General features: G+C 71.6%; 15 protein-coding genes. 3 read left to right on the top strand and 12 right to left on the bottom strand.

What is annotated here, in order from left to right:
- Positions 1-100: 100 nt before the first annotated feature.
- Positions 101-934: an alpha/beta hydrolase gene (locus ACFY0P_RS18715; protein WP_351485812.1), complete on the top strand. Its 834-nt coding sequence runs from the start codon at positions 101-103 to the stop codon at positions 932-934.
- Positions 935-977: 43 nt separating this feature from the next.
- Here ACFY0P_RS18715 and ACFY0P_RS18710 read toward each other — a convergent pair whose 3' ends face one another.
- The 5 genes from ACFY0P_RS18710 to ACFY0P_RS18690 all read right to left on the bottom strand — a co-directional run bounded on the left by ACFY0P_RS18710 (position 978) and on the right by ACFY0P_RS18690 (position 8,188).
- Positions 978-1,994, bottom strand: a complete 1,017-nt coding sequence (locus ACFY0P_RS18710; RefSeq protein WP_388913742.1) for a 1-aminocyclopropane-1-carboxylate deaminase — start codon at positions 1,992-1,994, stop codon at positions 978-980.
- Positions 1,995-2,008: 14 nt separating this feature from the next.
- The gene (locus tag ACFY0P_RS18705) at positions 2,009-2,656 is read right to left on the bottom strand and encodes a GntR family transcriptional regulator (RefSeq protein WP_388913739.1); all 648 of its coding nucleotides are present in this window, start codon (positions 2,654-2,656) and stop codon (positions 2,009-2,011) included.
- 105 nt (positions 2,657-2,761) lie between these two features.
- On the bottom strand, positions 2,762-4,351 hold the full coding sequence (locus tag ACFY0P_RS18700; RefSeq protein ID WP_388913736.1) for a TROVE domain-containing protein: 1,590 nt from the start codon (positions 4,349-4,351) through the stop codon (positions 2,762-2,764).
- A gap of 447 nt (positions 4,352-4,798) precedes the next feature.
- The gene (locus tag ACFY0P_RS18695) at positions 4,799-6,241 is read right to left on the bottom strand and encodes an alkaline phosphatase PhoX (RefSeq protein ID WP_388913733.1); all 1,443 of its coding nucleotides are present in this window, start codon (positions 6,239-6,241) and stop codon (positions 4,799-4,801) included.
- 516 nt (positions 6,242-6,757) lie between these two features.
- Positions 6,758-8,188: a hypothetical protein gene (locus ACFY0P_RS18690; protein WP_388913730.1), complete on the bottom strand. Its 1,431-nt coding sequence runs from the start codon at positions 8,186-8,188 to the stop codon at positions 6,758-6,760.
- Between the two features lie 342 nt (positions 8,189-8,530).
- On the opposite strand from ACFY0P_RS18690, the gene ACFY0P_RS18685 reads away from it, so the two are divergent.
- The gene (locus ACFY0P_RS18685) at positions 8,531-10,357 is read left to right on the top strand and encodes an endonuclease/exonuclease/phosphatase family protein (RefSeq protein WP_388913727.1); all 1,827 of its coding nucleotides are present in this window, start codon (positions 8,531-8,533) and stop codon (positions 10,355-10,357) included.
- A gap of 15 nt (positions 10,358-10,372) precedes the next feature.
- On the opposite strand, the gene ACFY0P_RS18680 is transcribed toward ACFY0P_RS18685, so the two are convergent.
- The 5 genes from ACFY0P_RS18680 to ACFY0P_RS18660 all read right to left on the bottom strand — a co-directional run bounded on the left by ACFY0P_RS18680 (position 10,373) and on the right by ACFY0P_RS18660 (position 13,257).
- Positions 10,373-11,110, bottom strand: a complete 738-nt coding sequence (locus ACFY0P_RS18680) for an SRPBCC domain-containing protein (protein ID WP_388913724.1) — start codon at positions 11,108-11,110, stop codon at positions 10,373-10,375.
- A 17-nt stretch (positions 11,111-11,127) separates the two neighbouring features.
- Complete coding sequence (locus ACFY0P_RS18675) at positions 11,128-11,736, bottom strand: ArsR/SmtB family transcription factor (RefSeq protein WP_388913721.1); 609 nt, start codon at positions 11,734-11,736, stop codon at positions 11,128-11,130.
- 147 nt (positions 11,737-11,883) lie between these two features.
- Positions 11,884-12,357 (bottom strand): DUF3618 domain-containing protein, encoded by a 474-nt coding sequence (locus tag ACFY0P_RS18670; RefSeq protein WP_388913718.1) that lies wholly within the window; start codon positions 12,355-12,357, stop codon positions 11,884-11,886.
- A 73-nt stretch (positions 12,358-12,430) separates the two neighbouring features.
- Entirely contained in the window at positions 12,431-13,108 is a 678-nt protein-coding gene (locus ACFY0P_RS18665; RefSeq protein WP_388913715.1) for a hypothetical protein, read from the bottom strand.
- Positions 13,105-13,257, bottom strand: coding sequence for a hypothetical protein (locus ACFY0P_RS18660; RefSeq protein ID WP_388913712.1), 153 nt, complete (start codon positions 13,255-13,257; stop codon positions 13,105-13,107). Before ACFY0P_RS18660 ends, ACFY0P_RS18665 begins: the two co-directional genes overlap by 4 nt.
- Before the next feature lie 201 nt (positions 13,258-13,458).
- On the opposite strand from ACFY0P_RS18660, the gene dapA reads away from it, so the two are divergent.
- Positions 13,459-14,370 (top strand): 4-hydroxy-tetrahydrodipicolinate synthase, encoded by a 912-nt coding sequence (gene dapA / locus ACFY0P_RS18655; protein ID WP_388913709.1) that lies wholly within the window; start codon positions 13,459-13,461, stop codon positions 14,368-14,370.
- Here dapA and ACFY0P_RS18650 read toward each other — a convergent pair whose 3' ends face one another.
- Both ACFY0P_RS18650 and ACFY0P_RS18645 read right to left on the bottom strand, forming a co-directional pair.
- Complete coding sequence (locus ACFY0P_RS18650) at positions 14,371-15,588, bottom strand: WD40 repeat domain-containing protein (protein ID WP_388913706.1); 1,218 nt, start codon at positions 15,586-15,588, stop codon at positions 14,371-14,373.
- On the bottom strand, positions 15,585-16,145 hold the full coding sequence (locus ACFY0P_RS18645) for a SigE family RNA polymerase sigma factor (protein WP_388913703.1): 561 nt from the start codon (positions 16,143-16,145) through the stop codon (positions 15,585-15,587). The genes ACFY0P_RS18650 and ACFY0P_RS18645 overlap by 4 nt, the downstream gene beginning before the upstream one ends.
- Between the last annotated feature and the right edge of the window lie 43 nt (positions 16,146-16,188).

The following is a 16,188-nucleotide window of genomic DNA, read 5'->3' as shown; positions in this document are numbered from 1 at the left end:
TAGAACAAGCGCGCTCTACTTCCGCCTGCACTTCTGCCTGGCAGCGGTCCCGCACAACTGGTGTGCTGGACGCTCCGAACCCGAGAAAGGCGGAACCGCAATGCCTTACATCACCGTTGGCGAAGAGAACAGCGCACCGATCGAGCTCTACTACGAGGACCACGGAACCGGACAGCCCATCGTGCTGATCCACGGGTACCCGCTCGACGGCCACTCCTGGGAGAAGCAGCTTCCGGTCCTGCTGGGGGCCGGCCACCGCGTCGTCACCTACGACCGCCGGGGCTTCGGCCGCTCCTCCCAGCCGACCACCGGCTACGACTACGACACCTTCGCCGCCGACCTCGACAAGGTGCTCACCACGCTCGATCTCACGGACGCGGTCCTGGTCGGCTTCTCGATGGGGACCGGCGAAGTGGGCCGCTACCTGGGCAGGTACGGCTCCGGCCGGGTCGCCAAGGCGGTCTTCCTGGCCTCGCTCGAGCCCTTTCTGCTCAAGACCGACGACAACCCGACGGGTGTGGACCAGGCGGTCTTCGACGGCATCCTGGACGCGGTCAGCAAGGACCGGTACGCCTACTTCACCGCGTTCTACCAGGACTTCTACAACCTCGACGAGACGCTGGGCAGCCGGATCAGCGAGGAGGCCGTCCGCAACAGCTGGAACGTGGCGGCCGGCGCCTCCGCCCACGCGTCCGTGGCCTGCGTGCCGACGTGGATCACCGACTTCCGCGCCGACGTGGCGAAGGTCGACGTCCCGGCGCTGATCCTGCACGGCACCGGGGATCGCATCCTGCCGATCGATGCGACCGGGCGTCCGTTCCACGCGCTGCTGCCGTCGGCCGAGTACGTGGAGATCGAGGGCGCCCCGCACGGCCTGTTGTGGACGCACGCCGAAGAGGTGAACGCCGCGCTGCTGTCGTTCCTCGCCAAGTAGGTTCTCGCTCGCCCGCTACCGGAACAGCCCTGGAGGCGATCTCCTAGAAGAGCGCACTGTACGCGTTCAGCGCCGGCTGCCCGCCCAGGTGGGCGTAGAGCACGGTGGAGTCGTCGCCGATCTCGCGGCGTTCGACCAGGTCGATCATCCCCGCCATCGACTTGCCCTCGTACACCGGGTCCGTCACCATGCCCTCCGTGCGGGCGGCCAGGCGCATCGCCTCCAGGGTGGCGTCGTCCGGGATGCCGTAGACCCCTGCGTGGTAGCGCTCGTCCAACTCGACGTCCTCGACGGTGAGTTCTCGCTTCAGCCCGATCAGTTGTCCGGTCCGGTGGGCGATGCGCGCCACCTGTTCGTGGGTCTCGGCGGGCTTGGCCGAGGCGTCGATGCCGATGACCCGGCGTGCCCGGCCGCCCGCCTCTTCCAGCGCGGCGAACCCCGCGACCATGCCGCCCTGCGTCGACCCGGTCACCGAGCAGACGATCACCGTGTCGAAGAAGACCCCCAACTGCTGCTCCTGCTCCGCGACCTCGTACGCCCAGCCCGCGAAGCCGAGGCCGCCGAGCGGGTGGTCGGAGGCGCCCGCCGGGATGGCGTACGGCTTGCCGCCTGACTCCTCGACCTCGCGCAGCGCCAGTTCCCAGCTCTCCTTGAAGCCGATGCCGAACCCGGCGCGGACGAGGCGCACGTCGGCGCCGGCCAGCCTGCTGATGAGGATGTTGCCGACCTTGTCGTACACGGAGTCCGGCCACTCCACCCAGCTCTCCTGCACCAGCACGCACTTGAGCCCTGCGCGGGCGGCCACGGCGGCGACCTGGCGGGTGTGGTTGGACTGCACCCCGCCGATGGAGACGAGGGTGTCACAGCCCTTGGCGAGCGCGTCCGCGACCAGGTACTCCAGCTTGCGCGTCTTGTTCCCGCCGTACGCGATCCCGGAGTTGCAGTCCTCCCGCTTCGCCCACAGCGCGGCACCGCCGAGGCGGGCGGTGAGGCGCTCCAGGGGGTGCACGGGCGAGGGGCCGAAGAGGAGGGGGTAACGGGTGTAGGAGGAGAGGGACATGGGAGCTCCTGGGATCAGTCGGGGTCGGCCAGTTCTGCGAGGCTGCGCCAGATGTGCGCCGTGATGCGGACCGCCGCCTCCGTGTCACCGGCGGCACAGGCCTCGATCAGCCGCCCGTGCAGTCCGGCCGAGCGGCAGGAGCCACCCTCGCCGAAGCGGTGGCGCTCCAGACGGCGGATGAGCGGGGTGTAACGGGCGACGGTGGCGGCGGCCGCCCGGTTGCCGGCCACCCGGACCAGTACGTCGTGCAGTTCGTCGTCGGCGCGCAGGGCCCCGTCCACGTCACCGGCCCGCACGGCGGTGGCGAAGCGGACGTTGGACACACGCATCAGATCCAGGTCGGTGTCCCGCAGCCGGGGTACGGCGGCCCGGGTGACCAGTTCGTGCATGGCGCCGACCACGGCCGCCGCGTCCCGTACGTCGGCGGCCACGACCGGAGTGACACGGGTGTAGCTCTGCGGCTTGCTCTCCAGGAGCCCCTCGTCGACGAGCCGCGCGAACGCTTCCCGCACGGGCGCCCGGGACAGCCCGAGCCGCTCCGCGAGCTCCGCGTCGCGCACCACCGCGCCCGGTTCGATCTCACCGGCGACGATGGCGTCCCGGATCGCGACGTAGGCGCGGTCGCGGAGCAGGGTACGGGTGACGGGTCGCAGGGCCTCCATGAACTGAAATGTTAGATATCAATGAGGGGCGAGGGCAAGGGGCGGCGGGCAGGGGTGTGACCCGCACCCCCCGTGAAGGTGCGGGTCACGTTCGGAAGGCGGCTCTCAGGCCGCCGGCTCCCACGGCCAGGCGGCGTCCCGGGCCGCCTCCAGCAACGGCACCATCCGGAAAGCCGCGTCCGAGAGGCCGCCGAAGGTGTGGCGGTTGCCCGTGCCGGACGGGCCGTGGCCCACCCGGTAGCCGGCCAGGTTCCAGGTGTAGACCGGGATGTGCGCCGGGACCTGCTGGGTCGGGTCGCCGTGCCGGTTGAACGCGTACTGCTCGTCGGTGACGATCAGTACCCGGTCCTGCCCCCGGTAGTGGGCGCGGATCGCCGAGGTGGTGTCGGTGCCGCCCAGGTCGCCGAAGCGGTCCAGGATCTTCAGCACCGACTCGCCCTTGCCGAACGTCAGCCGCCTGCTCGTCGTACCGAACTCGACGAGGTCCGCGGCCGCCGCCCGCAGCGCGAGCGCCGTGCCGAAGATCGCCGCGGCGTCGGCCCGGTTGAGCTCCGACCGCTCGGACAGCCGCGAGTAGAACATCGAGCCCGAACGGTCGACGAGCACCAGTGTCCGCCCCGGCAGCGCGGGCACATGGGCCAGCGAGTGGCCGAGCGCCTGCTCCAGCGGGTACGACCAGCGCAGCGACGGCGCGTGCTGGTACGCGGCGAGGTACCGGAACGGGAACTGCCGGGACCGCGCCACCTCCGCCGGATCACTGATCCGGGCCGCGACGGTGGCCGCGACCGCGTCGGAGACACCGGCCTCGTCGAAGTTCCTCAGGTTCCGGACGAGCGCCATGGCCCCCATGGACGGGATGACCGCCTCCCACGCCGCCTTGTCCATCGGACCCTGGAGCCAGCCGGCCAGCGCCTCCCAGGTGAGGCCGGCCGCCGCGAGCCGCTCGGCGCCACCGGGCTCGGTGACGACCGCACGCCGCCGTGCGACGGGCAGCGCCATCAGCTCACGGTGGGCGCCGAGCACCGGGCTCGAGGCGGGCGGCACGGCGGCGTCGGGGTTGTGCCGCCGGTCCAGCGCGTACCGGAACAGCTCGCCCTGCCACGGCTTGTCCGGGTCCGGCGCCGCGTGCACCAGGTTGAGGATGTCGCCGAAGCGGTAGCCCTTGGCCACGGTGTCGTACTTGAGCAGCGACCTGCCGTTGTACAGCCGTCTCACGGCGTCGGCGATCCCCCGCTTGACGGGCTTGGGAACGGCGCGGCCGTACGTCGCCGTCCAGTAGGCGAGCAGTTCGCCTGGCTCGTCGGGCCGCTGGAGCACGGAGGCGACGACCTGACGGTTCGAGGGGCCGTCGGTGGCCCCCGCGGTCAGGCGTGCGTGCACGTACTCCGCGGCGCCCACGATCGAGGCGGTCCGCATGTTGCCCTCGCCGCGCAGCCAGCCGAGCAGACCGGCGGTCCAGGCCGGGTCGGTGACGGCGAGCTCACGCAGGAGCGTGGCGAAGCGGTCGTCGCGGTCCGCGCCGGACTCGTAGAAGGTCTGCTGCGAGACGAAGTTGGCGACGGCGAGCAGGAAGAGCTCGGACCGCGGGTCCCGCTCCCGGCCGCGGCCGCCCTCGTAGGTACGGAGGATCCGCCCCGTCGAGGTGACCCGCGAAGTGGGCTGCGCCCGGGCCGCCTTGGTGTTGAATCGCGCCATGGTGAATTCCCCCGAATTCATTGGATTTTCGGAGGAGGCGCAGCAGAAGGAGGGCGTCCGAGTTCAGGGATCGGCGACGGACCATAAACTGGCGCGTCTGCCATTTCGCCACACCGGCCCTGGGCCGATGACGGGAATCGAACCCGCACCCCCTTTCGGGGACCAGAACCTGAAGTAACCGCTGCCTGCGCACCGGACGCCCACCATGAGCTGCGCCTCCCGAGATCAAGAACACGCACCGGGAGGTGCATGAAGTTTTCGGTGTCCAGAGATCGAAGTCGGCGGAACCGACGTAGGTGCTCTAACCCCTGAGCTACACCGGCGCGTTGTACCGGTGGCGGGACTCGAACCCGCGGCCGCCCCATTATGAGTGGAAGTAGGTCCTGCCTTCGCACCTGGACGTGCACAACCATAGGAGGCGGTCCGCGGGCCGAGCGAGTGAATTAACTATCCGCGCCGCTGGCGCTTCCAGGGCCCGGTGATGGCGAGCATGATGCCCGGCGTCTGGATGTTGGCGTACAGGGTCCGGCCGTCCGGTGAGAAGGTGACGCCGGTGAACTCGCTGTATTCGGGCTCCTCTTCGGTGCCGATGTTCAGCTCGTTGCGGGCGATCGGGTAGGTGCGGCCGCTGTCGGTGGCGCCGAACAGGTGCTGGAGGCCCTCGCCGTCCTCCGCGATGACCAGGCCGCCGTACGGGGAGACGGTGATGTTGTCGGGGCCGTCGAAGTTGCCCTCGACGGACGGGTCGGGGTTGACGCCGATGCGGACCTTGAGCGTGAGGGTGCGGCGCTTGGGGTCGTAGAACCACACCGAGCCGTCGTGCTGGACGGGGCTCTCCGCGCGGGCGTACGAGGAGACGATGTACACGCCGCCGTCGCCCCACCACATGCCCTCCAGCTTGCGGGCGCGGGTGACCTGGCCGGTGGTGAACTGCTTGCGGACGGAGGTGGTCCTGGCGTCGCGGTCCGGGACGTCGATCCAGTCGACGCCGTAGACCGTGCCGATCTTCGTGGCCCGTGAGAGGTCGTCGACGAACTGGCCGCCGGAGTCGAAGCACTTGAAGGCCTGGAGCGTGCCGGCGTCGTCGGCGAGGGTGCGCAGCTTGCCGCGGCCGTGGTGGAAGTGCTCGGGCGGGGTCCAGCGGTAGAGCAGGCCGTTCGGGTTGGACGCGTCCTCCGTCAGGTACAGGTGGCCGCGCTTGGGGTCGACGACGACGGCCTCGTGGGCGTAGCGGCCGAGCGCCTTGACGGGCTTGGGGTTCCGGTTGGCCCGGCGGTCCTCGGGGTCGACCTCGAAGACGTAGCCGTGGTCCTTGGTGAAGCCGTTGGTGCCGGCCTTGTCCTCGGTCTCCTCGCAGGTCAGCCAGGTGTCCCAAGGGGTGTTGCCGCCCGCGCAGTTGGTGGCGGTGCCGGCGATGCCGACCCATTCGGCGACGTGCCCGCCGGGGCGGACCTCGACGACGGTGCAGCCACCGGCGGCGGCCGGGTCGTAGACGAGGCCCTCGGTGAGCGGAACCGGGTACGGCCAGTTGGCGCGGGGGCCGGCCAGCTCGTGGTTGTTGACGAGAAGGGTGGCACCGCGCGGGCCGTCGAAGGTGGAGGTGCCGTCGTGGTTGGAGGGGGTGAACTCGCCCGACTCCAGCCGGGTCTTGCCGCTGTACGTGATGACGCGGTACGTGAAGCCGGCGGGGAGCGCGAGGATGCCGTCGGGGTCGGGCAGCAGCGGTCCGTAGCCGACGCCGCCGTGCCCGTGCGCCGCGTCGGCGACCTCGGTGTCGGTGGCGGCCAGGGCGTTCGGGGCGGTGGCGAGCGCGCCGACGCTGCCCGCCAGCGCGACACCGGCACCGGTGATCGCGGATTTCCTTGTGAAGTCCCTGCGGGTGAGCGACATGGTGTCTCCTGTGACGGTCGGGTGCCGTGGAGGGTGGCGGGCCTCAACTCGGCGCACACGCTCCCGCCCGTCCTTGAACTCCGGCTGAACACAGGGCGACATCACGGCCGTCTGTTCCATGAATCCGCAATCCTCGCCCCACGTCACCCAAAAGCCCGCCCCAAGAGAACCCCACAGAGGGCAACGATTCCCGCCGGCCACGGAAGGGACTCCTCCATCGCGGACCACCCGCCCCCGAGGCCTGAACTCCCCCGACACACACTCCTTCGCCGCCGCTTCATGCCCGCCGCGACAGCGCTTTCATTCTTTCCCGCCGCAACGGCGCCCAGCCCGAACGGCGGCAGCCGACGTGCCCAACCTCCCGCACACCCGCACCGCACCGCACCGCACCGCACCGCACCGCACCGCACCGCACCGCACCGGCATGCACTACAACAGCGCGCGCCGCAGCGGCGCTCAGCCCGAATCGCGGTGCCCGGCGGTGCCAACCTCCGCGCGCCCCGCCCCGTCGGCCCTCTACCCCCCGTGCTGCGACCGCGCCTTGAACGCCGCCTTGCGGGCCTCCTTGGCCACCTTCTTGTCGGGGTGGAGGCGGCCCATCGCCTCGAGGACGTCGGCCGTGTCCGGGTGCCCCACCCGCCACGCCTCGGCGAAGAACCCGCTGTGCTGCTGGGCCAGGCCCTCCACCAGCGCCTGGAGTTCCTCGGAGTTCCCTTCGGCAGCCAGCTGCGCGGCCACCGTGTCGATGGTCAGCCAGAAGATCATGTCCTGGGAGGGCGCCGGCACGGCGGCGGCACCGCGTTCCGCCAGCCACACCCTCGCCAGGCCGCCCAGCTCGGGATCGTCGAGGACCTCGCGGAGAGCGGGCTCGGCCTCGGCGCCGAGCAGCGACAGCGCCTGCTGGCAGCGCAGCCGCCGCAGCGGGGCGCCCGCGTCCGCACCGCGCGCGGCGGACAGCAGCTCCCGGGCCGCGGCAAGGGACTCACGGCGGGCCAGCCACTGCTCGGTCTCGGCCTGCGCGGCCCCCTGCGGAAACGCCGCCGTGCCGTCGAGCAGCGCGTCCGCGCCCTTGTCGGCCAGCTCTCCGACCGCCGGCGCCTCGAAGCCGGCCTCCAGCAGGCGCGCCCGCAGGCCGTACGCGCCGAGCGGGGTGAGCCGCACCATGCCGTACCGGGAGACGTCGGCCTCGTCGACCGGCCCCGCCGCCGGCTCCTCCTCCGCGTCGGCCATCAGCGTCTCGTCGACCGGCTGGTACTCGACGAGCCCGACCGGCTCCAGGAGCCGGAACTGGTCGTCGAGCCGCATCATCGCGTCGGAGACCTGTTCGAGGACGTCGTTGGTCGGCTCCCCCATGTCGCTGGGCACGATCATCGACGCGGCGAGCGCGGGCAGCGGCACCGGCGCCTCGCCGGGACCGCCCTCGCTCACGGTCAGCAGGTACAGGTTGCCGAGGACGCCGTCGAGGAACTCCGCCTCCGCCTCCGGGTCCCAGCCGAGTGACGAGAAATCGACCTCGCCGCCCTCGCCGAGCGCGTCGACAATTCCGTCCAGGTCGGGCACGCTCGCGTCCGCGATGACGGTCTCCAGCGCCGCCTGCCACACCGCGAGCACGTCGTGCGGCGAGCCCCCGGTGAGCAGCGCCAGCTCCTCCCCCGCCGCCACGGTCCCGGCCTCCTCGTCGGCGATCTCGACGAGTCCGGCGTCCACGGCGACCCGCCAGGCCTCACCGGCGTAGGCGACGGCGTCCTCCCCGGTGAGTCCGAGCACCTCGGCGGCGGCCGGGAGCTGCTCCTCGACCAGTTCGCCACCTGCGTCCACCCGGGTGTCGGGGCCGGCCCAGCGGGCGAGCCGGGCGGCCCGGGTGAGCAGCGGCGTGGACAGTGCGGCGTGCGCCAGCTCCGCTTCGGAACGCAACCGCACCGGGGGCAGGGGGGCGCTGTCAGACATCGGCTGGTTCTCCTCGGACGCCTCAACGGTCGTACGGCGACATGGACACCGTATCGACGGCCGTACGAGCACCTGGACGCCGTACGGCTCAGCCGCTCAGCCTAGACGGATTTCCACCCATGCCGCCCGGTTCATCTCCCCGCCGGGCCCCGTACATGGCCGAAACCTTGACAACTGCCTTGATCAGGCAGGAGATTGACGCGCGTAGAAAACGGGGGGACAACTGTTCACTCGGCATCTACGCGTGTCATATCCGCGTCACATGGCATACATGAACGTGTCATGAACGCTCCATAAACCGCCCTTGTCCCGGCGCTTCCGTATGTCCCCGGAGGGATTCCCTTGCCGAGCAGGTCTTCCGCGCGTCTCGCCGCGCTCACCGTCGCCGCCGTCTGCAGCGCGGCGTCCACCGTCGCCCTCACCTCGCCCGCCCAGGCCGACGGGCTGCGCATCCACGACGTCCAGGGCACCACGCGCATATCTCCGTACGCCGGCCAGAAGGTGACGGACGTTCCCGGCATCGTCACGGGCACGCGCACCTACGGCTCCTCCAGAGGTTTCTGGATCCAGGATCCGACGCCGGACGACAACCCGGCCACCAGCGAGGGCGTCTTCGTCTTCACCAGCTCCACCCCGAAGGTCGCGGTCGGCGACTCCGTCAAGGTCACCGGCACGGTCTCCGAGTACGTCCCGGGCGGCGCGTCCACCGGCAACCAGTCGCTGACCGAGATCACCAAGCCGACGATCACCACGCTCTCCACCGGCAACGCGGTCCCGGCGCCGGTCGTGATCGACAAGAAGTCGGTGCCGAGCGCGTACACCCCGACGGGTGACACGGCCGCGGGCGGCTCGATCAACGGCCTGACCCTGCAGCCCAAGAAGTACGCCCTGGACTACTACGAGTCCCTGGAGGGCATGAACGTCCAGGTCAAGGACGCCCGCGTGGTCACCGCCACCGACCCCTACGCCGAGCTGTGGGTCACGGTGAAGCCGCACGAGAACCGCACCAACCGCGGCGGCTCCCTGTACCGCTCCTACCGCGACCAGAACACCGGCCGCCTGCAGATCCAGTCCCTCGGCTCGACCGCCGCCTTCCCGGCGGCGAACGTCGGCGACACCCTGGCCGGTGCCACGACCGGCCCGATGGACTACAACCAGTACGGCGGCTACACCCTCGTCGCGAGCACGCTGGGCACCCTGAAGAGCGGTGGCCTGCAGCGCGAGACGACGAAGAAGCAGTCGCACGGCGAGCTGGCGGTGGCGACCTACAACGTCGAGAACCTCGACCCCTCCGACGGTACCTTCGCCGCGCACGCGTCCGCGATCGTGCACAACCTCCAGTCGCCCGACATCGTGTCCCTGGAGGAGATCCAGGACAACAACGGCGCGACGGACGACGGCACGGTCGCCGCCGACGTGACGGTGAACAAGCTCATCGACGCGATCGTCGCGGCCGGCGGCCCGAAGTACCAGTGGCGTTCCATCAACCCGGTCAACGACCAGGACGGCGGCGAGCCCGGCGGCAACATCCGCCAGGTCTTCCTGTTCAACCCGGAGCGGGTGTCCTTCGTCGACCGCGCGGGCGGCGACTCCACCACCGCCGTTGGCGTCACCAAGGTGCACGGCAAGGCCCAGCTGACGGCCTCCCCGGGCCGCATCGACCCGGCGAACTCCGCCTGGACGACCAGCCGCAAGCCGCTCGCCGGCGAGTTCGTCTTCCAGGGCAGGACGGTCTTCGTGATCGCCAACCACCTGAACTCCAAGGGCGGCGACCAGGGGCTGACCTCGCAGTACCAGCCGGTGGTGCGCAGCTCGGAGACCCAGCGCCACGCGCAGGCGACGCTGGTCAACGCGTTCGTCCGGAACATCCTCGACGTCCAGAAGGACGCCGAGGTCATCGCGCTCGGCGACATGAACGACTTCGACTTCTCCGGCACCACCAAGATCCTGGAGAGCCACGGCGCACTCTGGTCGGCGATCCAGTCGCTGCCGACGAAGGAGCGCCACACCTACGACTACCAGGGCAACGAGCAGGTCCTGGACCAGATCCTGATCAGCAAGCAGATCCGCGGCAAGGGCGACTTCGAGTACGACAGCGTGCACATCAACTCGGAGTTCCACGACCAGATCAGCGACCACGACCCGCAGGTGCTGCGCTTCCGCCCGTAAGCGGTCGGCCTTGGCTCAGGACTGGCCGAACACCCCGTTCAGCCAGTCCTGCCAGGCGGTCTCGTTGGCGTCGGCGTCGGCGTCCGGCGCGAAGTCGTGGACGCTGATGCCGACCGGGGCGCCCCAGTGGTTGCGCCCGAAGAACCGGATCAGGGCGTCCTCGGTGCGCAGTCCGACGAAGTACGGGTCGCGGTAGTCCAGCACCGCGTCCAGGACCCGCCCGCCGGGCCCGTGGACACTCGCCTTCGCGCCCGCCGCAAGGTCGTCCGGCAGGCCGAGGGCACGGCCCACGGCGGTGAAGGCGTCCGGCGCCTGGGACGCCTCCGGCCCGTTCAGCTGGGCGAAGCTCACCGGGCGGGGCGCGAAGTGGGTGAGGTACTCGCGCAGGGTGTGCAGGTAGAAGTCGGTGTGCCGGCTCGCGCCGTCGTACTGGTTGTCCCAGTCGTCGGTGAAGATCCCGCTGTGCACGTAGCGCACCCAGGCGCGGCGGCCGCCGTCGCGCTCCTCGATGACGTGCTCCAGCTGGTTGGCGCTCTGCGTCGGGAAGCCGACGTCCTCGCTACGGGTGACCAGGTGGTGCGGCGGGTCGTAGGCGGTGACGGTGGATCCGAAGGCCGCCGTGCCGCCCACCCGGGGCTCGGGCGGCTGCATCGGCCACAGATAGCCGCCGGTGCCGTGGGTGATCGCCTCCCACACCTGCGCGGGCGTGGCGTCGACCTCGAACTCACGGGCGATCTCGAATTCCTTGGACATGATGGGGCTCCTGCCGCCTACTGTTCCAGCTCGGGGGTGGGCCGGTCCTTGACCGTGGGATGGACGGCGACCACGATCCGGTGGTCCCGGCCGCCCTCCGCGTCGGGTGCGTCGTACTTGCGGATGAGCGCGCTGACGCCCGCCGTCAGCTCCTGCACGAACGCCGCGCGGTCGGCGGCGGAGGCGAAGCGGACCTCACCGTCCAGCGCGTAGGTCGCCAGCCGCTTGCGGGCCTTGGCGGCCCCGGTGATCAGCATGCCGACATCGCGCACCAGGCGCGCGCCGAGCGCGAGCAGCCAGCGCGCGGAGAGCTGGTCGCGGAAGCGGTCCGGGTCCGGCTGCACGGCGGGCAGGGCGGCCGGCGAGATGACGTACGACGCGGCGGTCGCGCGCATCAGCCGCTCGGTGACGTTGCCCTTGCGCCGCTCGCCGGCCAGCTCGACCAGGCCGTGCCGCTCCAGCGTCTTCAGGTGGTAGTTCACCTTCTGCCGGGGCAGCCCGACCTTGCCGGCCAGCATCGCGGCCGACGCGGGCGCGTCGGCCAGTTCGGCGAGCAGCCTGGCCCGTATGGGGTCCAGCGACACGGCCGCTGCCTCGGGGTCCTCGATCACGGTGACGTCCAGCATGGCTCCACCGTCTCACCGAAAACTTTTTTTGTCCACACAGGTGGAGTTTTCGGTGGGACGGTGGAGCGGGGGCCCTTCGGCGGCTCTCGACCTTCGGTGGATCTCGGCCCTCGGCGGCTCTCGACCCGTCGTGGATCCCGGCGGGTCTCAGGCGCGGCGCCCGCGGCGCAGCACGCCCACCGCCACGGCGGCGGCGACGGCGCCCGCGATCAGCACCGGCCTCGGGTGCCGTACGACGGTCCGCGCGACCATGCGCGCGGGCTGCGGGACCCGGCCCTCGACGGCGTGCCCGGCCTCGGCGGCCTTCTCCGACGCCAGCAGCCCGGCCTGCCCCGCCCGTTCCTGCACGGCGTGGCCGGTCCGCAGCGCCCGCTCCTGGAACGCGTGCCGCGCCTTGGCCATCTGCTCCTGTGCCGTGTGGCCGCCCTTCACCGCCCGGCCCTGGGCCTGGTGGCCGGCCCTGGTCGCGCCCTCGCGCAGGTGCACGGTCAGCGCCCCGGCCTTGTCCTTGAGGTCGGCGGCACGGGCCTGGGTACGGCCCTTGAGGTCGGCCTTCGCCGCCAGCGCACCGGCGGTGTCGGTCAGTCGGGCCCCCGTTCCGCGTGCGGTCCTCTTCGTCATCGGTGCTGCCCCTCCTGGTCTCGTCGGCGTCCGCTCTGCTTGCGGACCCTACGAGTACCCAGGACGGCCGCCCTCAGCCCTGCTCGCCCCGTTCGCCGAGCCGGGCCAGCCGGCTCTGGAACCAGTCGAGGCGGGCCTGCAACAGGGCCGCCTCCGCGATCAGTTCGGGCACCCCGAAGCCCTCCTCCGCCACCACCTGGCCGCCGACGCCCCCCGCACCGCCGGCGATCACCCGCAGGCCCTGCCCCGCCAGCCGGGCGAACCCGGCGAGCGAGACGGACGCACGCGCGCGTACGCAGCCCGCGCAGGCGGCCGCAAGGGCGCGCCAACCGGGCCTGCCCCAGTCCGAGTCGGCGAGTGCGACGGCCGGCGCACCGCAGGCGCACGGCCCGACGGTCGCGGTCCGCACCCGCTGCCGGGCGTAGCGGAAACCACGCTCGAAACGGATGTAGGCGCCGAGGACGGAGACTTCGAGCAGTACGGCCGCCCGGTGCTCGGCGGTGCACAGCAGGGCCTCGGCGGCCTCGCGTTCGTGCACGCAGTGGAAGCCGCAGTCGCACAGCCGCGCGGGCGGGCGATGCCGTCGGCCGTAGACGCAGGACGCGTCGTCCAGCACTCCGTACGGCAGCGCGCCGCCCAGCGACACACCGGTGAATCCGGCCCGTGCGCCGTCCTGGGACAGCATCGGGTGGGCGATCTTGTAGCCGGTCGGCGGCTCCGTCGGCCGTTCCGCCGGGAGCCACAGCCTCATCGGGCGGCCGGAGCCTCTTCGGGCGCGGACGCGGACGCGGCGCGGAGTTCGTTGATCTCTTCGGGGTGTCCGGGGAGTTCGGGTACTTCGTCGTGGACGAGCGGCCGCTCCTCAGCGACCCCGGTGGCCAGTGCCTTGCCCAGCTTCATGGCGCCTCCCATGACCCATGACCTGCCGTCGGTGACCGTCCGGCCCATAGTGACCCATGAGGGGCCGAGTTGGACACAGGGCCTCGGGACGCCGAGAGGACATCACCTGGACGCCGACCAACCGACGACTTAGCGTTGCTAAGACGTATCACGTAGAAAAATTAAGTGGAGCTAAGCTTTCGCGGTGCCGAGACTACCCCCATGACGAACCCACCCGGCGCCACCCGCTCGCCCCGCCCCTTCGGCCGCACCCTCTGCGCGATGGTCACCCCCTTCTCCGGAGGGGGCGCGCTCGACCTCGACGGCGCACGGCGGCTGGCCGCGCACCTGGTGGCGGAGGGCTGCGACGGTCTGGTGCTGAACGGCACCACCGGTGAGTCGCCGACCACGACGGACGAGGAGAAGGCGGAGCTGATCGCGGCCGTCCGGGAGGCGGTGGGCGCGGGGGTGCCGCTCGTGGCGGGCGTGGGCACCGCGGACACCCTGCACACCGTCGAGCTGGCGCTGGCGGCGGAGAAGGCGGGCGCGGACGGGCTGCTGGTGGTGTCGCCGTACTACAGCAGGCCGCCGCAGGACGCGCTGGAGGCGCACTTCCTGGAGGTCGCCGAGGCGAGCGGGCTGCCGGTGATGCTGTACGACATCCCGGGCCGCACCGGCACCCGGATCGAGCCGGAGACGCTGGTCCGGCTCGCCGCGCACCCCCGGATCGTGGCCGTGAAGGACTGCTCGTACGACTTCCTCGGCATCCAGAAGGTGCTGGCGCGCACGGACCTGGCGTACTACGCGGGCTGCGACGAGCACGTCCTCGCCCTGTACGCGGTGGGCGCGGCCGGCTGTGTGAGCACGGTCGCGAACGTCGTGCCGGCCGGGATCGCCGCGATCCTCGACGCGTTCGACGCGGGCGACACGGCCCGGGCGACCGAACTCCAGCTGCGGGCGACGCCGTTGATCGAGGCGGTGATGGCCGCGGGGCTGCCGGGCACGGTCACGGCGAAGGCGCTGCTCGCCGGGATCGGCCTGCCGGCGGGCCCGGTACGGGCACCGCTGCGGCCCGCCGGCCGGGAGGCGGCCGACGGGCTGCGGGCGGTGTACGAGGAGTTCGTGGCCTGCTGATCAGCGGCGGGCGAAGACAGGCTGCCACGCCTTCAGCTCGTCGTACAGCTGCTCCTCGACACCGCTCAGCGGCACGATCCTGTCGCTGCCGATCGTCACCAGCACGAGCCGCCCCCGGTACGGCTCGTCCAGCCCGGTCACCCGCTCCCACGCGATGAGCCGCCTGTCGTCGGCCCAGGCGAGCAGCTGGGCGCCGCGGACCTTGGTGATCTCCTTGCCGGTGCGGGGATCGCGGATCGAGGAGTACGACTTTCCGGGGGCGACCTCCTTCGTCAGACCGAGCGCGGCGAGCCGTCCGTTCGGGGACAGCCGTGCGCCGACGTCCGCCCGCAGGTACTTCTCATCCGCCGGGGCGGCGATCCTGTTGCCGTCGAGGTCGTAGTACTGCTCCATACCGTCCCGCCCGCCGATGACCTGCGCGTACACCTGGTCGCCGGTACGGCTGTAGGAGAAGTCGCCGCGCGAGAGGTCGTTGCGGTCGGACGCGACCCCGGTCCAGGTGCCCTTGCCGGAGACCACGTCGACGTCGTAGAAGCCGGTCCGGCTCGACGCGGCGAACGCGGGCCCCCAGTCCCAGCCGCCCTTTTCGTTCTGGACCTCGGCCCGTACGTCGGGGTTCTCGTCGTAGGTCGTCGCCAGGAGCCGGGTCCCGTCGTAGGAGAACGCGAGTGCGGCCACCCCGTGCTGGACCGGGATCCACCGCTCGACCTTCCGTGTCGCGAGGTCGAGCAGGCCGATCCGGCGGACGGGCAGGTTCTGCTCCAGCACGGCCGCCGTCCGCAGACCCGGCGCGACGGCGACGAAGGCCCACCGCGAGTCCTTCACGTACCTGCCGGTCCCCGGGTCGAGCAGCCAGTACGTGCGTACGCCGATGCCACGGTCGTCCGTCTGCGGCACGGTCCGCCAGGTGTAGTACGCGGCGAGCGCCGTCTGCCCCGCCGCGATCAACTCTCGCGGCGGCGACTGGTCCGGATGGCCGGTGATCCCGTTCTGCTGCACGACCCCGGACGGCCGCACATCGTCCTTCCCGGAGTCCAGCAGCGGCACCGCCACCGCGACGGCGACCACGGCGGCCGTCGCGGCGGCCATGGCGGCGAGCCTGCGGGTACGGCGGCGCCGGCGGACGGCCAGTACCCGGTCGGCGAGTCCCGGCCCCGCCGACGGCTGTTCGGCCGCCTGTTCGCGCAGCGCGTCTCGTACGAGTTCCTCGACGTTCACGGCCGCACCTCCACGGGCGAGTAGTCACGGGACGGCGGCTGCGGACGGCCGGGGTCCGGGTCGAGGGCGGCCAGTTCGGGCGCGAGGGTGCGCAGCCGGGCCAGGGAACGGTGGGTGGTGGAGCGGACGGTGCCGACGGAGCAGCCCAGCAGCCGTGCCACGTCGGCCTCCGGCAGGTCCTCGAAGTAGCGCAGGACCAGTACGGTGCGCTGGCGGGCGGTGAGCCGGGACAGGGCCGCGCGCAGGACGAGCCGCAACTCGGCGGCGGAGGTCGGGTCGGGGGCCGCGCGGTGCTCCGGTGGTTCGGGGACGCTCAGTTCGCGCCGGCGCCACTTCAGCCGCCAGCGGCTGATCTGCTGCCGGTAGAGGATCTGCCGTACGTAGGCCTCGGGCTCGTCGATGCGCTCCCAGCGGCCGGCCGCCTTGATCAGGGCGTTCTGCAGCAGGTCCTCGGCCGCGTGCCGGTCACCGCCGGTCAGCAGCACGGCCGTCCTCAGCAGCGCAGAGGACCGGCCGTCCACGAACTCCCGGAAGCTCTCCTGCAGTTCCGCATCCATCGTCACCTTCTCTTCCCCCGGGCCCACCTCGTGTCCGGGCCCC

The organism is Streptomyces sp. NPDC001714 (assembly GCF_042892755.1).
Lineage (GTDB): Bacteria > Actinomycetota > Actinomycetes > Streptomycetales > Streptomycetaceae > Streptomyces.
Note: the sequence above shows the minus strand (reverse complement) of the source record. Positions and strands in the feature narration are given on the sequence as shown.

Excerpts from the sequence above, each read along its gene's own strand:
- ACFY0P_RS18715 (WP_351485812.1), top strand. The coding sequence starts at position 101 with ATGCCTTACATCACCGTTGGCGAAGAGAACAGCGCACCGATCGAGCTC.
- ACFY0P_RS18710 (WP_388913742.1), bottom strand. The coding sequence starts at position 1,994 with ATGTCCCTCTCCTCCTACACCCGTTACCCCCTCCTCTTCGGCCCCTCG.
- ACFY0P_RS18705 (WP_388913739.1), bottom strand. The coding sequence starts at position 2,656 with ATGGAGGCCCTGCGACCCGTCACCCGTACCCTGCTCCGCGACCGCGCC.
- ACFY0P_RS18700 (WP_388913736.1), bottom strand. The coding sequence starts at position 4,351 with ATGGCGCGATTCAACACCAAGGCGGCCCGGGCGCAGCCCACTTCGCGG.
- ACFY0P_RS18695 (WP_388913733.1), bottom strand. The coding sequence starts at position 6,241 with ATGTCGCTCACCCGCAGGGACTTCACAAGGAAATCCGCGATCACCGGT.
- ACFY0P_RS18690 (WP_388913730.1), bottom strand. The coding sequence starts at position 8,188 with ATGTCTGACAGCGCCCCCCTGCCCCCGGTGCGGTTGCGTTCCGAAGCG.
- ACFY0P_RS18680 (WP_388913724.1), bottom strand. The coding sequence starts at position 11,110 with ATGTCCAAGGAATTCGAGATCGCCCGTGAGTTCGAGGTCGACGCCACG.
- ACFY0P_RS18675 (WP_388913721.1), bottom strand. The coding sequence starts at position 11,736 with ATGCTGGACGTCACCGTGATCGAGGACCCCGAGGCAGCGGCCGTGTCG.
- ACFY0P_RS18670 (WP_388913718.1), bottom strand. The coding sequence starts at position 12,357 with ATGACGAAGAGGACCGCACGCGGAACGGGGGCCCGACTGACCGACACC.
- ACFY0P_RS18665 (WP_388913715.1), bottom strand. The coding sequence starts at position 13,108 with ATGAGGCTGTGGCTCCCGGCGGAACGGCCGACGGAGCCGCCGACCGGC.
- ACFY0P_RS18660 (WP_388913712.1), bottom strand. The coding sequence starts at position 13,257 with ATGAAGCTGGGCAAGGCACTGGCCACCGGGGTCGCTGAGGAGCGGCCG.
- dapA (WP_388913709.1), top strand. The coding sequence starts at position 13,459 with ATGACGAACCCACCCGGCGCCACCCGCTCGCCCCGCCCCTTCGGCCGC.
- ACFY0P_RS18645 (WP_388913703.1), bottom strand. The coding sequence starts at position 16,145 with ATGGATGCGGAACTGCAGGAGAGCTTCCGGGAGTTCGTGGACGGCCGG.